The following is a 16,139-nucleotide window of genomic DNA, read 5'->3' on the forward strand; positions in this document are numbered from 1 at the left end:
CATTATATCGTCAGCCTGAGTCAAATTGCGTCTCGCACATATAAAGTTAGCCGGTTTCAAGTCCTTCGTTGATCCCACCCATATCGCGCTGCCGGGCCAGCTCGTGGGCATCGTCGGCCCCAACGGATGCGGCAAGTCCAACGTCATTGACGCCCTGCGCTGGGTGCTGGGCGAATCGCGCGCCTCGGCGTTGCGCGGCGAATCCATGCAGGACGTGATCTTCAACGGCGCCGGTACGCGCAAACCGGTGGCGCGCGCCAGCGTCGAGCTGGTGTTCGACAACTCGCTGGGCAAGGTCGGCGGACAGTGGGCGACCTATGCCGAGATCTCCATCAAGCGCGTGCTGCAACGCGACGGCGATTCCAGCTACTACATCAACAACCAGACGGTGCGCCGCAAGGACATCACCGACATCTTCCTCGGCACCGGGGTCGGCGCGCGCGCCTATGCCATCATCGAACAGGGCATGATCTCGCGCATCATCGAGGCCAAGCCCGAGGAGTTGAGGGTGTTCCTGGAAGAAGCGGCGGGCGTGTCCAAATACCGCGACCGCCGCCGCGAGACCGAGTTGCGTCTGGGCGATACGCGCGACAACCTGCTGCGCGTCAGCGACATCCTGCAGGAGCTCGACAAACAGCTGGTGCATCTGGGCGGACAGGCGGAGGTGGCCAAGACCTATCGCGAGCTGGAAGCCCGGCGCGAGACCACGCAAAAGCTGCTGTGGCTGGTGAACAAGCAGGAGGCAGAAGCGCGCCGGGCCCGTCTGGCGCAGCAAGTCGAAAAGACCAGGAACGACCTGGAAGCAGAGATCGCCAAGTTGCGCGAAGTGGAGGCAAAACTGGAAACCGCGCGCAGCGAGCATTTCGGCCTGTCCGATGCGCTGCACGCCAAGCAGGGCGAGCTGTACGAGAGCAATGCCGAAGTGCTGCGGCTGGAGCAGCAGATCGCATTCATCGTCGAACAGCGCAACCGCCTGTCGCAACAGATCCAGAACGGCGAGCGCCAGATCGCTCAGCAGCAGACGCAGTTGCAGGGCCTGCGCACTTTGCGCACGCACTGGCAGCAACAGCAGGAAGACGCCGCTGTGCGCGTGGCAACTTGCGAGAACCGCAGCGAAGTGGAGGCACAAAGCCTGCCGCAAGTCGAAGAGGCGGCACGCGTGGCGCAGGAACGCCTCAATTCGATGCAGCGCGAGCAGATGCTGATCCAGCAGCAACTGCAGATATTCGAGACCCAGCGCGGCCATGTGCAGGGCAATATGCAACAACTGGACGGTCGTCGTTCGCGCCTGATGCTGGAGCGCGACAACCTGCCTCAAGTGGATACCGATTTGCTGGAGCAGAACCAGCAACAGCTCGCCGAGATGCAGGCCGAGTACGAGATGCAGCAGCAGCAGCTGGCTGAATTGCAGGAGCGTCTGCCGCTGGCCGATGCAGAACGCCGCCGGCAGCGCGATGCGGTGCAGGAACTGGGGCGCCTGCTGGCGCAGACCGAGGCGCGCCTGAATGCGCTGCAGCAGCTGCAGGCCCAGCTCGACAACGACAAGAACCTGAAAGCCTGGCTGGCGCGGCACGAGCTGGACCATGCGCCGCGCCTGTGGCAATCCATCAGTATCGAGCCGGGGTGGGAAGATGCGCTGGAGGCGGTGCTGCGCGAGCGCATCAACGCGCTGGCCTTGCCGCACCTGGAAGATGCGGCAGGCTGGAACGAGGCGCCTCCGGCCAAGCTGGCGGTGTATGCGGCGGATGGCTCGCGCCGGAACGATGCAGGTGCGCATGCCGGCCTGACACCGCTGGCGAACTACGTGCGCTGCCAGGATGCACAGGCTGCTCCTGTAGTGCAGGACTGGCTGGCGGGGGTATATGCCGTATCGAATCTGCACGAGGCGTTGAATCAGCGCAGCAGCCTGCCGGCCGGAGCCTGGCTGGTGACGGCGCAAGGCCACCTGGTCGGTGCGCACAGCGTGCTGTTCCACGCGCCGGACAGCCAGTTGCACGGCGTGCTGGCTCGTCAGCGCGAGATCGAACAATTGCAGCAGGAAGCGCAGCAGCGCAGTGCGGCGCTGGAGCAGGGCAAGCAGCAATCCGCTGCGGCAGAGGAGGCCTATCACACTGTGGAAGGCCGCATCGCCCCGTTGCGCAGTTCCGTCAGCGAATTGCAACAGCGCCAGCACGGCATACAGATGCAGAACCTGAAACTGACCCAGGCCAACGAGCGCACGCAGGAACGCAACGTGCAGATCGCGCAGGAGCTGGAGGAGCTGGCGGACCGTATTGCCAACGAACAGCGTCAGATGGAAGAGATCGCCGAGCAGATGGCGATCCAGCGCGAGAAGCTGTCGTCGCAGCAGATGGAGAGCGATCAGGCGCGGCAGCAGGCCGGAACCCAGGACAACCTGTTGCGCGAGCAGCGCGACCGTGCGCAGAAGGCGCAGCACGAATTGCAGGAAGCGCGTTTCTTCGCCAAGACCTGCGCCGAGAAACTGGCCGACCTGGAGCAGAACCTGAAGCAGCACGGCGAGACGCTGACACAACTCGAAGAGGCGCTGGCGCACAGCCGCAACGAGCAGGCCAACCTCAGCGAGGGTGATGCCGACCAGCAGCTGCAAGCGGCGTTGCAGCAGCGGCAGGTGAAAGAGCAGGTGCTGGCCGAGGCGCGCAACAATCTCGAAAACGCGACCATGAACCTGAACCGCATGGAACAGGAACGCATGCTGTGCGAGCAAAAATTGAATCCGCTGCGCGAGAAAGTGAGCGAGATCACGCTGAAGGAGCAGGAAGCCCGGATTCAGTTCGAACAATGGGCAGAACAGCTGCAAGGCGTGGACGAGGAGCCGTTGCTGCCGCTGATCGAAGGCGCCAAGGCCGGTGGTTTGCAGAACGAACTGACGCGCCTCGGCAACGAGATCACGGCATTAGGGGCGGTGAATCTGGCCGCGCTGGAAGAGTTGCAGTCGGCACAGGAGCGCAAGACTTATCTGGATGCGCAGGCGAAAGACCTGAACGAGGCGATCGAGACGCTGGAGGATGCGATCCGCCGCATCGACAAGGAGTCGCGCGACCTGCTGATGGCGACCTACGATGAGGTGAACCGCCATCTGTCCGAGCTGTTCCCGATCCTGTTCGGCGGCGGCGATGCGAAACTGGTGCTTACCGGCGACGAGATCCTCGACAGTGGGGTACAGGTGATGGCGCATCCGCCCGGCAAGAAGAACGCTTCCATCCACCTGCTGTCTGGCGGCGAGAAGGCGCTGACGGCTATTTCACTGGTGTTCTCGCTGTTCCAGCTGAATCCGGCACCGTTCTGCGTGCTGGACGAGGTGGATGCGCCGCTGGACGATACCAATACCGAGCGGCTGTGCAAGCTGATCCAGAAAATGTCGGACAAGACGCAGTTCGTCTACATCAGCCACAACAAGATCACCATGGAGATGGCGCAGCAGCTGGTCGGGGTGACCATGCAGGAGCGCGGCGTCTCCAAGGTGGTGTCGGTGGATATCGAAGAGGCGATGAAGCTGCGCGAGGATGCCGGCGGCAAGGCTGCAGTCGCAGCCTAATTGCAGTTTTCCCGGATCGCCTTGCGTGCATTCTCCAGGTTCTGGGTGCGAGACGCATCGTCCATGATGGTGCGGTCGCCGTTTGCGTCATAGGTCGAGATGCGCGGGCTGTCTTCCAGGATGCGTGCATTTTCGCGGGCGGCAGCACAGTTGTTCTTCTTGGCCTCGGCCTGCTTGTCCTGCTCGGCCTGTTTCTTGGCCGCATCGTCTTTCTGCTGCCGGGCCTTCTTCCACTCGGCTTCGCGTTCTATATAAGTCTTGGACACGGAACTGGCCGGGGCATCTGCCGTGCCTTTGCCGGCGATGTCGCGTACCGTTTGGGCGGCCACATCGGGCGGCGGCGTGTCGGAATAATGAACCTTGCCGTCGGCGTCGACCCATTTGCTGAGCCCGGCATGGGCATTCAGGGCGAATAAAGCCAGTACCAGCGTTGCAAGAAAGTGCCTCATTGGGATTCCTCCGGTGAATTTATGGTTGCGAAACTAGCTGTTAATTTGTCTCGCGTCAATTTATGATAGCGCCCGAGTTTTACCCGCCCCCTGATCGCAGGGTTCCGGGAATGACAACTAGCGGAGCCGCAAGCCGAAATGTCACACACACATTCGCCGACTGGGATCAATCAGGATTACTTCCAGGTGGAAAAGAATCAGGATCTGGCGCTTCGGCTATTTCGATACTACTACCGTGCCCACCAGAATACCGGCAAGCTGTTCGACGATGTGCCGGATTTCTTCCTGGTCGACCCCGCCGTGCTCAACGGCGCCGAACTGACGACGCGCGCTTCCGACAAACTGATACTCGACGATTGCATCCATCGGGCGCAGGAGCGCCAGGGTTACGTGGGAGTGAGCAAGCGCAAGAATCCCAAACTGAACTATTACTGGCTGGAATTGACGGTGTTGCCTTTCATGCTGGGCGATTCGGTGACGGAGAACAACCGGAGCGAGTTTTTCCACGTCCTCAGCAATTTCATCGAATATACCAAGCAGCACCCCAAGGCTTATGGCGATATCACGGCGGAGATCGATTCCGACAAAGATCTTGCCCTGATGCTGAAGGAGATCAACAAGCAGGGGGGCAGCCTGAATGCATTGCTGGCGATCTATGCCCTGGAAAGGCTGGTCCGTTTCAATGCAAACTGGCCGATCAGCGAAGTCAACAAGTTGTTGATGACGCTGAAGGACAACGACCAGAGCTGGTGCGAAGTGTTCTTCGAGTACCTGATCTATGTCATGGGCAGGAAAGGCAAAGGCGGCGGGTAATCGTTGTGCGGCCTCTGCGCAAGTTTTGATATAATGCGCGCTTTGCAGAGGAAGGTTCCCATGCGTATCACACAAAAAGCCCTCACCTTCGACGATGTGCTGCTGCTGCCGGCGCATTCCAACGTGTTGCCGCGCGAAGTCAGCCTGCGCACCCAGCTCACCCGCAACATCACCCTGAACATTCCGTTGTTGTCCGCTGCGATGGATACCGTGACCGAGGCGCGCCTGGCGATCGCCCTGGCCCAAGAGGGCGGCATCGGTATCGTGCACAAGAACATGACAGCCAAAGAACAGGCAGCACAGGTCGCCAAGGTCAAGCGTTTCGAGAGTGGCGTGGTGAAAGATCCGATCACCATCGCACCGAACATGACCGTGCGCGATGTGCTGAATCTGACCCGCCAGCACAAGATCTCCGGCTTGCCGGTGCTGCAGGGCAAGCAGGTGGTCGGTATCGTGACCAACCGCGATCTGCGTTTCGAGAGCAATCTCGACCAGTCCATCACCAACATCATGACGCCGCGGGACCGGCTGATCACGGTCAAGGAAAGCGCCAATCGCGACGAAGCGCGCCAGTTGATGCACAAGCACCGTATCGAACGTGTGCTGGTGGTGAATGACGACTACGAGTTGTGCGGGCTCATCACCGTCAAGGATATTCTCAAATCCAGTGAGCATCCGTTGGCTTGCAAAGACGATTTTGGCCGCTTGAGGGTAGGCGCAGCGGTCGGCGTGGGCGAAGGAACGGAAGAGCGCGTGGCCTTGCTGGTCGAAGCTGGCGTGGATGTGCTGGTGGTGGACACTGCGCACGGCCATTCGCAAGGCGTGCTGAGCCGCGTGCAATGGGTCAAGAAGAATTTCCCCAAGGTCGAGGTGATCGGCGGCAACATCGCCACCGGTGCGGCAGCTAGGGCGTTGGTCGATCACGGGGCGGACGGGGTCAAGGTCGGTATCGGTCCCGGCTCCATCTGCACCACACGCATGGTGGCAGGGGTCGGTGTGCCCCAGATATCGGCCATCCAGAACGTGGCGGATGCGCTGGCTGGTACCGAAGTGCCGCTCATCGCCGACGGCGGCGTGCGCTTCTCCGGCGACATCGCCAAGGCCATCGCGGCCGGCGCGCATGCGGTGATGCTGGGCGGCTTGTTCGCCGGCACCGAAGAAGCTCCCGGCGAGATCGAGCTGTATCAGGGCCGTTCATACAAGTCCTATCGCGGTATGGGCAGCCTCGGCGCGATGCAGCAAGGCTCCAGCGACCGTTACTTCCAGGACAACGAGAACAATCAGGACAAGCTGGTGCCGGAAGGCGTCGAAGGGCGCGTTCCATATAAAGGCAGCGCCCTGGCGGTGATCCATCAGTTGCTGGGCGGCCTGCGAGCCAGCATGGGTTACCTCGGCTGTCCCGACATCCCCACGGTCCATGCCAAGGCGGAATTCGTCGAAATCACTTCTGCAGGTATCCGCGAATCGCACGTGCACGACGTGCAGATCACCAAAGAAGCACCGAACTACCATATTGATTAACGACATGAAAAAGATGAAGGGGGAAGAGAGAGGGGCAATTGCCGGGATCACTCTTCCCCCTTCTCTTTTTTCCATCACGGTTCCTGAACATGCATAAAAAAATCCTGATTCTCGATTTCGGCTCCCAATACACCCAGCTCATCGCCCGCCGCGTGCGCGAGACCCATGTCTATTGCGAGCTGCACCCGTGGGACATGAGCGAAGCGGATATCCGCGCGTTCGCTCCGGCAGGCATCATCCTGTCCGGCGGACCGAATTCCGTCTATGAGGAAGAAACGCCCAAAGCGCCGCAGGTGGTGTTCCAGCTGGGCGTGCCGGTATTCGGCATCTGCTACGGCATGCAGACCATGGCGGCGCAACTGGGCGGCAAGGTCGAGAGCGGCAAGGTGCGCGAGTTCGGTTATGCCGAGATCCGCGCGCAAGGGCATTCCAAACTGTTCGACGGCATCCAGGACAAGACCAACGCGGCAGGCCACGGCCTGCTCGATGTATGGATGAGTCACGGCGACAAGGTGACGGCGCTGCCGCCCGGTTTCTCGGTGATCGCTTCCAACGCAGCCACGCCGTTTGCTGCGATGGCGGACGAGTCGCGTCGTTATTATGCGGTGCAGTTCCATCCGGAAGTCACGCACACCTACCAGGGCAAGGCCATCATCGGACGCTTTGTGCACGACATCTGCGGTTGCGGGCAGGATTGGAACATGCCGGACTACATTGCCGAGGCGGTGGCGAAGATCAAGGCGCAAGTTGGCAACGAAGAGGTCATCCTCGGCCTGTCCGGCGGCGTGGATTCGTCCGTGGCAGCGGCGCTGATCCACCGCGCCATCGGCGACCAGCTCACCTGCGTGTTCGTCGACAACGGCCTGCTGCGCCTGAACGAAGGCGCGCAGGTGATGGAAACGTTCGCGAAGAACCTGCACATGAAGGTCATCCATGTCGACGCCAGCGGCGAATTCATGAAGCATCTGGCCGGGGTCAGCGATCCCGAGCAGAAGCGCAAGATCATTGGCCGCGAGTTCGTCGAAGTGTTCCAGCGCGAATCGGCCAAGCTGAAACAGGCCAAATGGCTGGCACAGGGCACCATCTATCCGGACGTGATCGAATCGGCCAGCGCAAAGACCAAGAAGGCGCACACCATCAAGTCGCACCACAACGTCGGCGGCCTGCCGGAATCCATGCACCTCAAGCTGCTGGAGCCGTTGCGCGAGCTGTTCAAGGACGAAGTGCGCGAACTCGGCGTGGCGCTGGGGCTGCCGGCCGACATGGTGTACCGCCATCCGTTTCCCGGCCCCGGCCTGGGCGTGCGCATCCTCGGCGAGGTGAAACGCGAGTATGCCGAGCTGCTGCGTCGTGCCGACGCCATCTTCATCGAAGAATTGCGCAACACCAGGGATGCCGACGGCAAGAGCTGGTACGACAAGACCTCGCAGGCATTCACCGTATTCCTGCCGGTGAAGTCGGTCGGCGTGATGGGCGACGGCCGCACCTACGAATGGGTGGTGTCGCTGCGCGCGGTGCAGACGCAGGACTTCATGACCGCGCACTGGGCGCACCTGCCGTACGATTTGCTGGGCAAGGTTTCCAACCGCATCATCAATGAAGTGCGCGGCATCAACCGGGTGGTCTATGACATCTCAGGCAAGCCGCCCGCGACCATCGAGTGGGAGTGAGATGGTCGCGGGGGTGGATGATTAACTGATGTTGTCTGGCGTGCATCCATTCACAGGCTATCGCTGGTCGGATATTCCGAAGATGCTGGGGCTGGCAGTGCTGTACGCACTGCTTATCCGGCTGGTTCTCGCCAATCTGACAACCGACGGCAACATCTCCCCGGTCTGGTTGCCGAGCGGCCTGGGCCTGGCCGTACTGATAATTGGTGGCAGGAAATATTGGCCCGGTATTTTTATCGGCGCGCTGACAACCTACCTGTCGGTAGGTCGTTCTGTCCCGGTCTCGTTCTTCATCGCTTTAAGCAATATGGGGGAGCCATTGCTGGCACTCTGGTTGCTGTCGCTCGTCAAATCCTTCGATCCTGCGCTGCAACAACCGCGCGATTACCTGTGGCTGATCCTGGTTGGGGCCATCGTCGCCATGTTGGCGGCAACCCTAGGGACCGTCACCCTGGTTAGCGCAGACATCCTGCCGGCTGCAGCGATGCTGCCGGGATGGTTGTTCTGGACGATGGGCAATCTGCTCGGTATTGCATTGCTTGCGCCATTCCTGCTGGTCTGGGGCAAATCGGACAGATGGTTGAAGCAGCGAGGCCGCTGGCTGGAGATGTCGTTGTTCGTTGTATTCGCCTTCTTGGCCAGCCTGGTTGCCTTTCGCGGATGGACGCCGCGTTCGTTCTCGGACATGCCGTTCGGCTACCTGATGTTCCTGTTCCTGGCCTGGGCCGCGATTCGCTTCGGGCGTCACGGGGTGACGCTGGTGCTGCTCCTGACGGCGATACAGGGGCTGCTGGGTGCGCTCGATGGAACTGGATTCTTCGCCAAGGATTCCCAGAACGGGCTGCTGAATTTCTGGCTGTACATGATGAGCATGAGCTTTGTCGGTATCGTGCTGGCGACCACGATCCGCCAGCATCGCCGCGACGCCTGGGCGCTGCGCGAGAGCGAATCGAAATTGCAGGCCATCCTGGATCATGCCCCGATGGGTATCTGGCTGGTGGGCAGGGATGGGCGTTACCGTTTCGTGAACAGGAAATTTTGCGCCGCCACAGGCATTCCGGAGAGTGCCTTCCTGTCCACGACGCACCTGCCGGATCTGCTGGGCGAAAAGATCGCCTCCCGGTTTCTCGCTTCGGATCGCGCCTGCCTGGCCCAGAATGAACCTTATGTCTCTATCGAAACCTTGCCGCTGGTCGATGGGAAACTCCATCAGCTGGAAGTGACCAAGGCCAGGCTGCGCGACAGCAAAGGCGAGGTGATCGGCGCCATCGGCATCTCGGTCGATGTGACTGAGCGCATCCGGATCGAGGAAGCATTGCGCGAGAGCGAGGCACGCTGGAGCTTTGCGCTGGAAGGCGGCGGCGACTGCGTGTGGGACTGGGATGTGCAGAGCAACGAGGTCCTGCTTTCCAAGGGCGGCAAAGCGATGTTCGGCTTTGCCGACGACGAGATCGGCAACGACATGTCGGAATGGAATGCGCGCGTCCATCCGGAGGACATCGCCCGCCTGCTTGGCCGGATCGGCGAATTTTTTCATTCGAAATCCGACAAGTTCTCCGGCGAGTATCGGGTACGCTGCAAGGACGATAGCTGGAAATGGATACTTACGCGGGGCATGGTGGCGCATCGTTCCGCCGACGGCAAAGTGACGCGCATGATCGGCACCCATACCGACCTCACCGAACGCAAGATGGCCGAGGAGACCATCAGGCGACAGGCGCATTACGATGCGCTCACCCAATTGCCGAACCGTCGCCTGTTCCGCGACAGGCTGGAGCAGACGATCAGGCTGGCCAGGCGCGACCATGCCGCGTTCGCGCTCATGCTGATCGATCTCGACCATTTCAAGGAAGTCAACGATACCATGGGCCACGATGCCGGCGATCTGCTGCTGGTCGACGCCGCGCAGCGCATCCAGCATTGCGTACGCGAATCCGACACGGTCGCGCGCATGGGCGGAGACGAGTTCGTGGTGATCCTGCCGGACATCCGCGAGGATGCCAGCATCGAACGCATCGCGCAGAGCATCATCGCCACACTGGTTTCGCCCTTCCTGCTGGGCGAAGAAAAAGCCTTCATCTCCGCCAGCGTCGGTATCACGCTGTTTCCCACCGATGCGGACAACATGGAAGCTCTGCTGAAGAACGCCGACCAGGCGATGTACGTGGCCAAGCATCTGGGGCGCAACCGCTTCAGCTATTTCACGCCTGTCCTGCAGGAGAATGCGCAGAAACGCATGCGGCTGGTCAACGACCTGCGGGACGCCCTGGCATCCGAGCAATTCCGCGTCTATTACCAACCCATCGTCGAACTGGCGACCGGGGATATCCACAAGGCCGAGGCCTTGATCCGCTGGATGCATCCCAGGCGGGGTATGGTCAACCCGGCCGAATTCATTCCGCTGGCAGAAGAGACCGGCTTGATCGTCGAGATCGGCGACTGGGTATTGCGCCAGGCCATGCATCAGGTGAAGCGCCTCCAGGCCAGCCATCACAGAGGTTTCCAGATCAGCGTCAACAAGTCCCCGGTGCAGTTCCACAACGACAATCCGCTGAAGGCGGCGGAATGGCTGAGCGAGATGCGGCAGAACGGATTGCAGGCCAGCAGCCTGGTGGTCGAGATCACCGAAGGCGTGCTGCTCGACGACAATGGCAACGTCAAGGACCGGCTGCTGGCATCGCGCGATGCGGGCATACAACTGGCGATAGACGACTTCGGTACGGGCTATTCCTCTCTGGCCTACCTGAAGAAGTTCGATATCGACTACCTCAAGATCGACCAGTCCTTCGTCAACAACCTCGGGACCCAGTCCGACGACATGGCCTTGTGCGAGGCGATTATCGTCATGGCGCACAAACTGGGCCTGAAGGTCATCGCCGAAGGTGTCGAGACCGAGCAGCAACGCGACCTGCTGAAGCGTGCCGGTTGCGATTATGCCCAGGGATTCCTGTTCTCCAGGGCGATCCCTGCGGAAGAGCTGGAAGCATTGCTGCTGCAGAACAGAGCCTGATCGCCGGCTCGCGAATCGGTGCGGCAGCACCGCTGCCGGCACTTCCTGGTCCGGCAAAATAGCCTGTTTTTCTGCCTTTATTCCGCACTTCAGACTGGCCCCTACCTGTTACTTTAGCGTCGAGCCGATGCCCTTGGCATCACAACGCGAAAGAGGTGGAACATGTCAGCACAGAAAAACATCCGGTTGGTTTCTTCCCGTGGCGAAGAGAGCCCCATCGAATCGGAAGCGATATTGGAATCGCGCGGCCGCATCGAGGCCGAGATCGAGGCACAGCTGGCGGCGCAGGCACGGGCCCGCGCCGAAGCCCATGCACGAGCCATCTTGCAGGGCAAGGTGCGGCAGGAAAGCGAACTGACTGAACAGATCGAGGCGCGCACCCGGGCCGAAGCCGAACTGGCCGGCGAAGTCCAGGCGCGCCTGGTGCAGGAGCGCGAACTGGCGGCGGCAGTGCATGCCAAGAAAAAAATGGAAGAGCAGCTGGCCGATGCGGTGAACGAAAAGCTCGCGGCAGAACGGCAGGCGCAGGCCGAGCTGGAACAGCGGCAGGCCGCCGAGCAGCGCCTGCGCAGCGAACTCGAACAACAGGCGCAACTCGAACGCGAAGCGGCTTTGCTGGCCCAGGAGAAGGCGCGCACCGAAGATGCGCTGACCCAGTCCATGCAGGGCAAGCTCAAGGCCGAGAAAGAAGCGATGGCGATGATCAATGCCAAGCTGGCGGCCGAGAATTCGGCACAGGAAGCGATGAATGCCCGCGTGCGTGCCGAGATGCAGGTGCTGGCCGAGACCCAGGCCCGCGTGGCGGCGGAACTGGAAGCCGAGCGCGCAGCGATGGCCAAAGTGGAGCAGGAGCGCAAAGCCACGCAGGAAGTGGAATTGCGCATCAGGATCGAGCAGCAGGCCCAGGCCGAGGCGGATGCCCGCGTGGAGGCTGAACTGAAGGCGGTCGAGATCGCCCGGATGGCGCTTGCCGCCGAACAGGAAGAACGGCTGGCGGCGGAACGCAAGCTGCAGGCCGAACAGGAGATGCTGAAACTGCTGGAGTCGCGCGTGGAAGCCGAGCAGCTTGCCATCAAGGAGCGCGAGGCGGCGAACGAGGTGTTGCGGCAGATCGAACTGGAAGCGGGCGACCTGCTGGCCGTGGAGGAACAGGCCAGGCGGGCCGCCGAGGTCAAACTGCAAGCCGAGCGTGAATTGATGGTGCTGGCGCAACAGCGCGCCGAAGCCGATATGCGCGCTTCGCATGCCATCGAGCTGCAGGTGCATGCCGAGGCGGAAGCGATCGAACGGGCCCACCAGCACTTCGAGATGGCCGAGTGCGCCAGGAGCATCGCCGAAGGCAAGGCCGAACTGGAAAAGGAATTGTTTGCCGCAGAGCAGGCGCAGGCCAAGGCCGACGAACTGGCTACATACGAACTGCAAAAGAAACTGGATGCCATCAATTCCGCTCTGCCTCTGGCTGAACGGCGCGCGCAACTGATGGTGGAATCCTGCCTGGCCGCAGAGGAGAGGCAGGCGGCGGAGCAGGCCGAGGTGGAGGCATTGCAGCAACGTACCGATGCCGAGCGGCTCGCGGCGGAAGCATCCAGGCAAAGACAGGCTCTGGACGAGGAAGCGGCCCGGGTGGCGGCAGCCAAACTGGCCTCCGAGAACGCTGCCATCGAGCAGATCACGCTACGCATGGATGCGGAATTGCGCGCCATCGAGGCGGACAACGAGCGCATCGCCGTCGAAGTGCGTGCCCAGGAGATCGCCGCTGCCAAGCAGGCCATGGCTGAAGAAATCGTTGCCGCCACGAAGGTGCAGGAAGAAGCCGAGATTCGTGCCATCAACATGGCCAAGCTGAAGGTCGAGTCGCTGGCGCGTACCACCAAGGCGGAAGAAGAAGTGCTGCAGGCCGAAACGCTTGCGGTGATGCAGGCGCGTCAGCGCATCGCAGCGGCTGAAGAGGCCAAGCGCCGTATTGAAGAGCGCGAACGCCAGGAAACGGCACAGTTCTTGCGGGATCAGCAGGAACGGGATGCGGAAGAACGCGCCGCGACCGAGCGTGTGGCTGCCCTGGTGCGCCAGCGCATCGCGGTCGCAGAAGAGAACAAACTGCTGATCGAAGAGCGCGAGCGCGAAGAAGCAGCCCAACTGGCATTGGAACAGCAGAACCTGGCAAGGGAGCAGCAGAGCCTGTTGCTGCAGCAGCAGAACCGGGTTGCCGAAGAACAGCTGGCCGCCGCCGCCCAGGATCGTCTGGAGGCCGAGCGCCGTGTCGTCGAAGCGACCGAAGCGCGCATCGCTGCGGAACAGCAGATGGCCGAACTGGCGCGCCAGCGCGAGTTCGCCGAGCTGCTCGCCGAGCAGACGGTGCAGGAGAAACTGAAACTCGAGGAAGACGCCATTGCTGCGCTGCATCAGAGCGAGGAGCTGGAACGAGGCCTGACCGAGGAGGTGCGCGAAGAGTTGTACCAGGCCAAGTCCAGGCTGGAAACGGGCAAGTTGCTGCAACGGCTGAGCAAGACCCACCGCATCAATCGCTACACCCAGGTTGCCCTGGCGGCATCGCTGCTGTTCAGCGTGGGCCTGTGGTTCGGCGGTGCCAGCCCGAATGCCAAGCCGGAGAAGGTCGCCGGCAACGGCAGCATCGTGGTCGCGCAGTTCGCCCCCAGGCAGGATGCGAGCGGACCGGCGGCGATGAGCGATCTGAAACTGTCTGCCGAGCTTGCGACTTCTCCCGCGATGCCGGCAACACAGGGGCAGGCTGAGAAGGAATTCTAGTCGCAGAAGGGTTGGTTACAAGTCACAGGCAACGGGGGCGCAGGCCCCCGTTGTGCTTTGCAGGATGCCGCTTTTCAGGTGGTTTCCGGCGCCTCGGGACCGGCTGCTGCGGAAGGTTCTTCCGCCGGGCCGGATGTGCCGGGTTTCCATTGCTTCAGCAGCAGCGCATTGCTGACCACCGATACGGAGCTCATCGCCATCGCGCCGCCTGCGATCATCGGGTTGAGCAGGCCGATGCCGGCCAGCGGGATGCCCAGCACGTTGTAGGCGAAGGCAAAGAACAGGTTCTGGCGGATCTTGGAGAGCGTGACATGGGACAGGTCGATGGCATCGGCCACGCTGTTGAGGTCGTTGCGCATCAGCGTGATATCCGCGGCCTCGATGGCGATGTCGCTGCCGTTCTTCATGGCGAAGCTGACATCGGCGGCGGCCAGTGCGGGCGCATCGTTGATGCCGTCGCCGACCATGCCGACCAGCGTCTTCCTGTTCTTGAGCGAGCCGACGTAGCGCGCCTTGTCCTGCGGCGATACCTCGGCGATGAATTCATCGATACCGGCCTGTGCCGCGATGGCCTGTGCGGTGGCCTGGTTGTCGCCGCTCAGCATCACCACGCGTATCCCCATTTTGCGTATGCGTGCCACGGCGATGCGGCTGCTGGTGCGTATCCTGTCGGCAAATGCGATGTAGCCGAGCAACACCTGCTCGCGTGCGACCGCGATCACGGTCCGTCCCTGTTTCTGCAAGGCCAGTATCGACGGCTCGTCCAGCGCGATGCCGTGCTGGGTGATGAAGGCCGGCGAGCCGAGCAGGTAGGTGACACCGTCGAGCCTGGCGCTCAGGCCGCTGCCCGGCGCTTCTTCGAACTCGGTGATCGGCAAGGGCAGGGTGGCCTGGGCCTGCGCGTATTCCATCACCGCCCCGGACAGCGGGTGCGTGGAATGCTGCGCGAGGCTGGCCGCGATGCGCAGCAGTTCGCCGACGCCGCTGGCGGCGCTGGGGCGCAGGTCGGTCAGGGTGGGTTTGCCTTCGGTCAGCGTGCCGGTCTTGTCCAGTATCAGCACCGACAGCTTGTGCGCGCGTTCCAGCGCTGCCGCATCCTTGACCAGTATCCCTTCGCGCGCCGCCAGCCCGCTGGCGACGACGATGGTGACTGGCGTGGCCAGGCCCAATGCGCACGGACAGGCGATGACCAGCACCGACACCGCATTGATGATCGCATACGACAGGTCGCCGTCGACCTTGTACCAGATGAAGAGGGTGGCAACGGCAAGCAACAGGACGACAGGCACGAAGATGCCGGAGATCTTGTCGGCCAGCCGCTGGATGGGGGCCTTGGAACCTTGCGCCTGTTCCACCAGGCGCACCACCGCAGCCAGCTGGGTATGGCTGCCGACCGCGGTGGCGCGGCACTTGAGCAGGCCCTGATGGTTCAGCGTGGCGGTATACACCTTGTCGTTCGCCTGCTTGGTTTGCGGCATGCTCTCGCCGGTGAGCATGCTCTCGTCCATGGTGGAGATGCCTTCCAGCACGATGCCGTCCACCGGCACGTTCTCGCCGGGGCGCACGACGAAGATGTCGTCCGGCCGCAGCTGGCCGGCGGAGACGTCGAGGATTTCGCCGTCGCGTTCCACATGGGCGACCTTGGGCTGCAACTGGATCAGTTTCTCGATGGCGTCCGAAGCCTTGGCCTTGGCGCCGGCCTCCAGCAGTTTGCCCATCAGCACCAGCGTGATCAGCACTGCGCTGGATTCGAAATACACCGGCTGATGGATGTCGAACACGATGATGGCGACGCTGAGGAAATAGGCGGCGCTGGTGCCCAGCGCCACCAGCAGGTCCATGTTGCCGCTGCCGTGTTTCAGGCTGGCCCAGGCGCCGCGGTAGAAGCGCGCGCCGATCCAGAACTGCACCGGTGTCGCCAGCGCCCATTGCGCCCAGGTCGGGATCATCAGATGCACGTCGAACAGCATCAGTGCCATCTCCAGCACCATCGGCATGATGAGCGCCAGGGAGATATAGAAACGGATCTTTTCCTGCTGGTAGGCCTTGAGGCGATCCGCCTTTTCGGCGGCGAAGTCGCGCGTCACATGGGCGTCGAAACCGGTATCGCGCACCGTCTTGATGAGTTCGTCCACGTTGGTGAGTGTGGGGTCGAAAGTCACGCTGGCTTTTTCGGTGGCCAGATTGACCACGGCAGTGACCTCAGGTAATTGATTCAATGCTTTTTCCAGGCGGCTGGAACAGGAGGCGCAACGCATGCCGACGATCTGGAGGTCGGCGTGATTTTCAGCTTGGGACATGGGGTAATGATTCGTGGAAAGATACGGTGGGAAAGATACGCCCGAGCGGCTTTC

At 61.9% G+C, this 16,139-nt stretch carries 8 protein-coding genes; 6 read left to right on the forward strand and 2 right to left on the reverse strand.

Translation table 11 applies throughout. The features are described from left to right. Positions 1–25 precede the first annotated feature (25 nt). On the forward strand, positions 26–3,556 hold the full coding sequence (gene smc / locus L6418_RS06170) for a chromosome segregation protein SMC (protein ID WP_237248599.1): 3,531 nt from the start codon (positions 26–28) through the stop codon (positions 3,554–3,556). Here smc and L6418_RS06175 read toward each other — a convergent pair. Further along, a complete protein-coding gene (locus L6418_RS06175) occupies positions 3,553–4,005 on the reverse strand; it encodes a DUF4124 domain-containing protein (protein ID WP_237248600.1) in 453 nt (150 codons plus the stop codon). The two genes, smc and L6418_RS06175, sit on opposite strands and share 4 nt — an antisense overlap. Before the next feature lie 138 nt (positions 4,006–4,143). On the opposite strand from L6418_RS06175, the gene L6418_RS06180 reads away from it, so the two are divergent. From L6418_RS06180 to L6418_RS06200, 5 genes are all read left to right on the forward strand, one after another. Next, positions 4,144–4,818 (forward strand): hypothetical protein, encoded by a 675-nt coding sequence (locus L6418_RS06180; protein ID WP_237248601.1) that lies wholly within the window; start codon positions 4,144–4,146, stop codon positions 4,816–4,818. Between the two features lie 60 nt (positions 4,819–4,878). Beyond that, positions 4,879–6,339, forward strand: coding sequence for an IMP dehydrogenase (guaB, locus tag L6418_RS06185; RefSeq protein ID WP_237248602.1), 1,461 nt, complete (start codon positions 4,879–4,881; stop codon positions 6,337–6,339). Between the two features lie 89 nt (positions 6,340–6,428). Further along, complete coding sequence (guaA, locus tag L6418_RS06190; RefSeq protein ID WP_237248603.1) at positions 6,429–8,009, forward strand: glutamine-hydrolyzing GMP synthase; 1,581 nt, start codon at positions 6,429–6,431, stop codon at positions 8,007–8,009. 28 nt (positions 8,010–8,037) lie between these two features. After that, positions 8,038–11,019, forward strand: a complete 2,982-nt coding sequence (locus L6418_RS06195; protein WP_237248604.1) for an EAL domain-containing protein — start codon at positions 8,038–8,040, stop codon at positions 11,017–11,019. 162 nt (positions 11,020–11,181) lie between these two features. Next, complete coding sequence (locus tag L6418_RS06200; RefSeq protein WP_237248605.1) at positions 11,182–13,785, forward strand: hypothetical protein; 2,604 nt, start codon at positions 11,182–11,184, stop codon at positions 13,783–13,785. Positions 13,786–13,859: 74 nt separating this feature from the next. On the opposite strand, the gene L6418_RS06205 is transcribed toward L6418_RS06200, so the two are convergent. Continuing rightward, the gene (locus L6418_RS06205; protein ID WP_237248606.1) at positions 13,860–16,085 is read right to left on the reverse strand and encodes a cation-translocating P-type ATPase; all 2,226 of its coding nucleotides are present in this window, start codon (positions 16,083–16,085) and stop codon (positions 13,860–13,862) included. Positions 16,086–16,139 lie beyond the last annotated feature (54 nt).

Source organism: Sideroxyarcus emersonii (assembly GCF_021654335.1).
GTDB lineage: Bacteria > Pseudomonadota > Gammaproteobacteria > Burkholderiales > Gallionellaceae > Sideroxyarcus > Sideroxyarcus emersonii.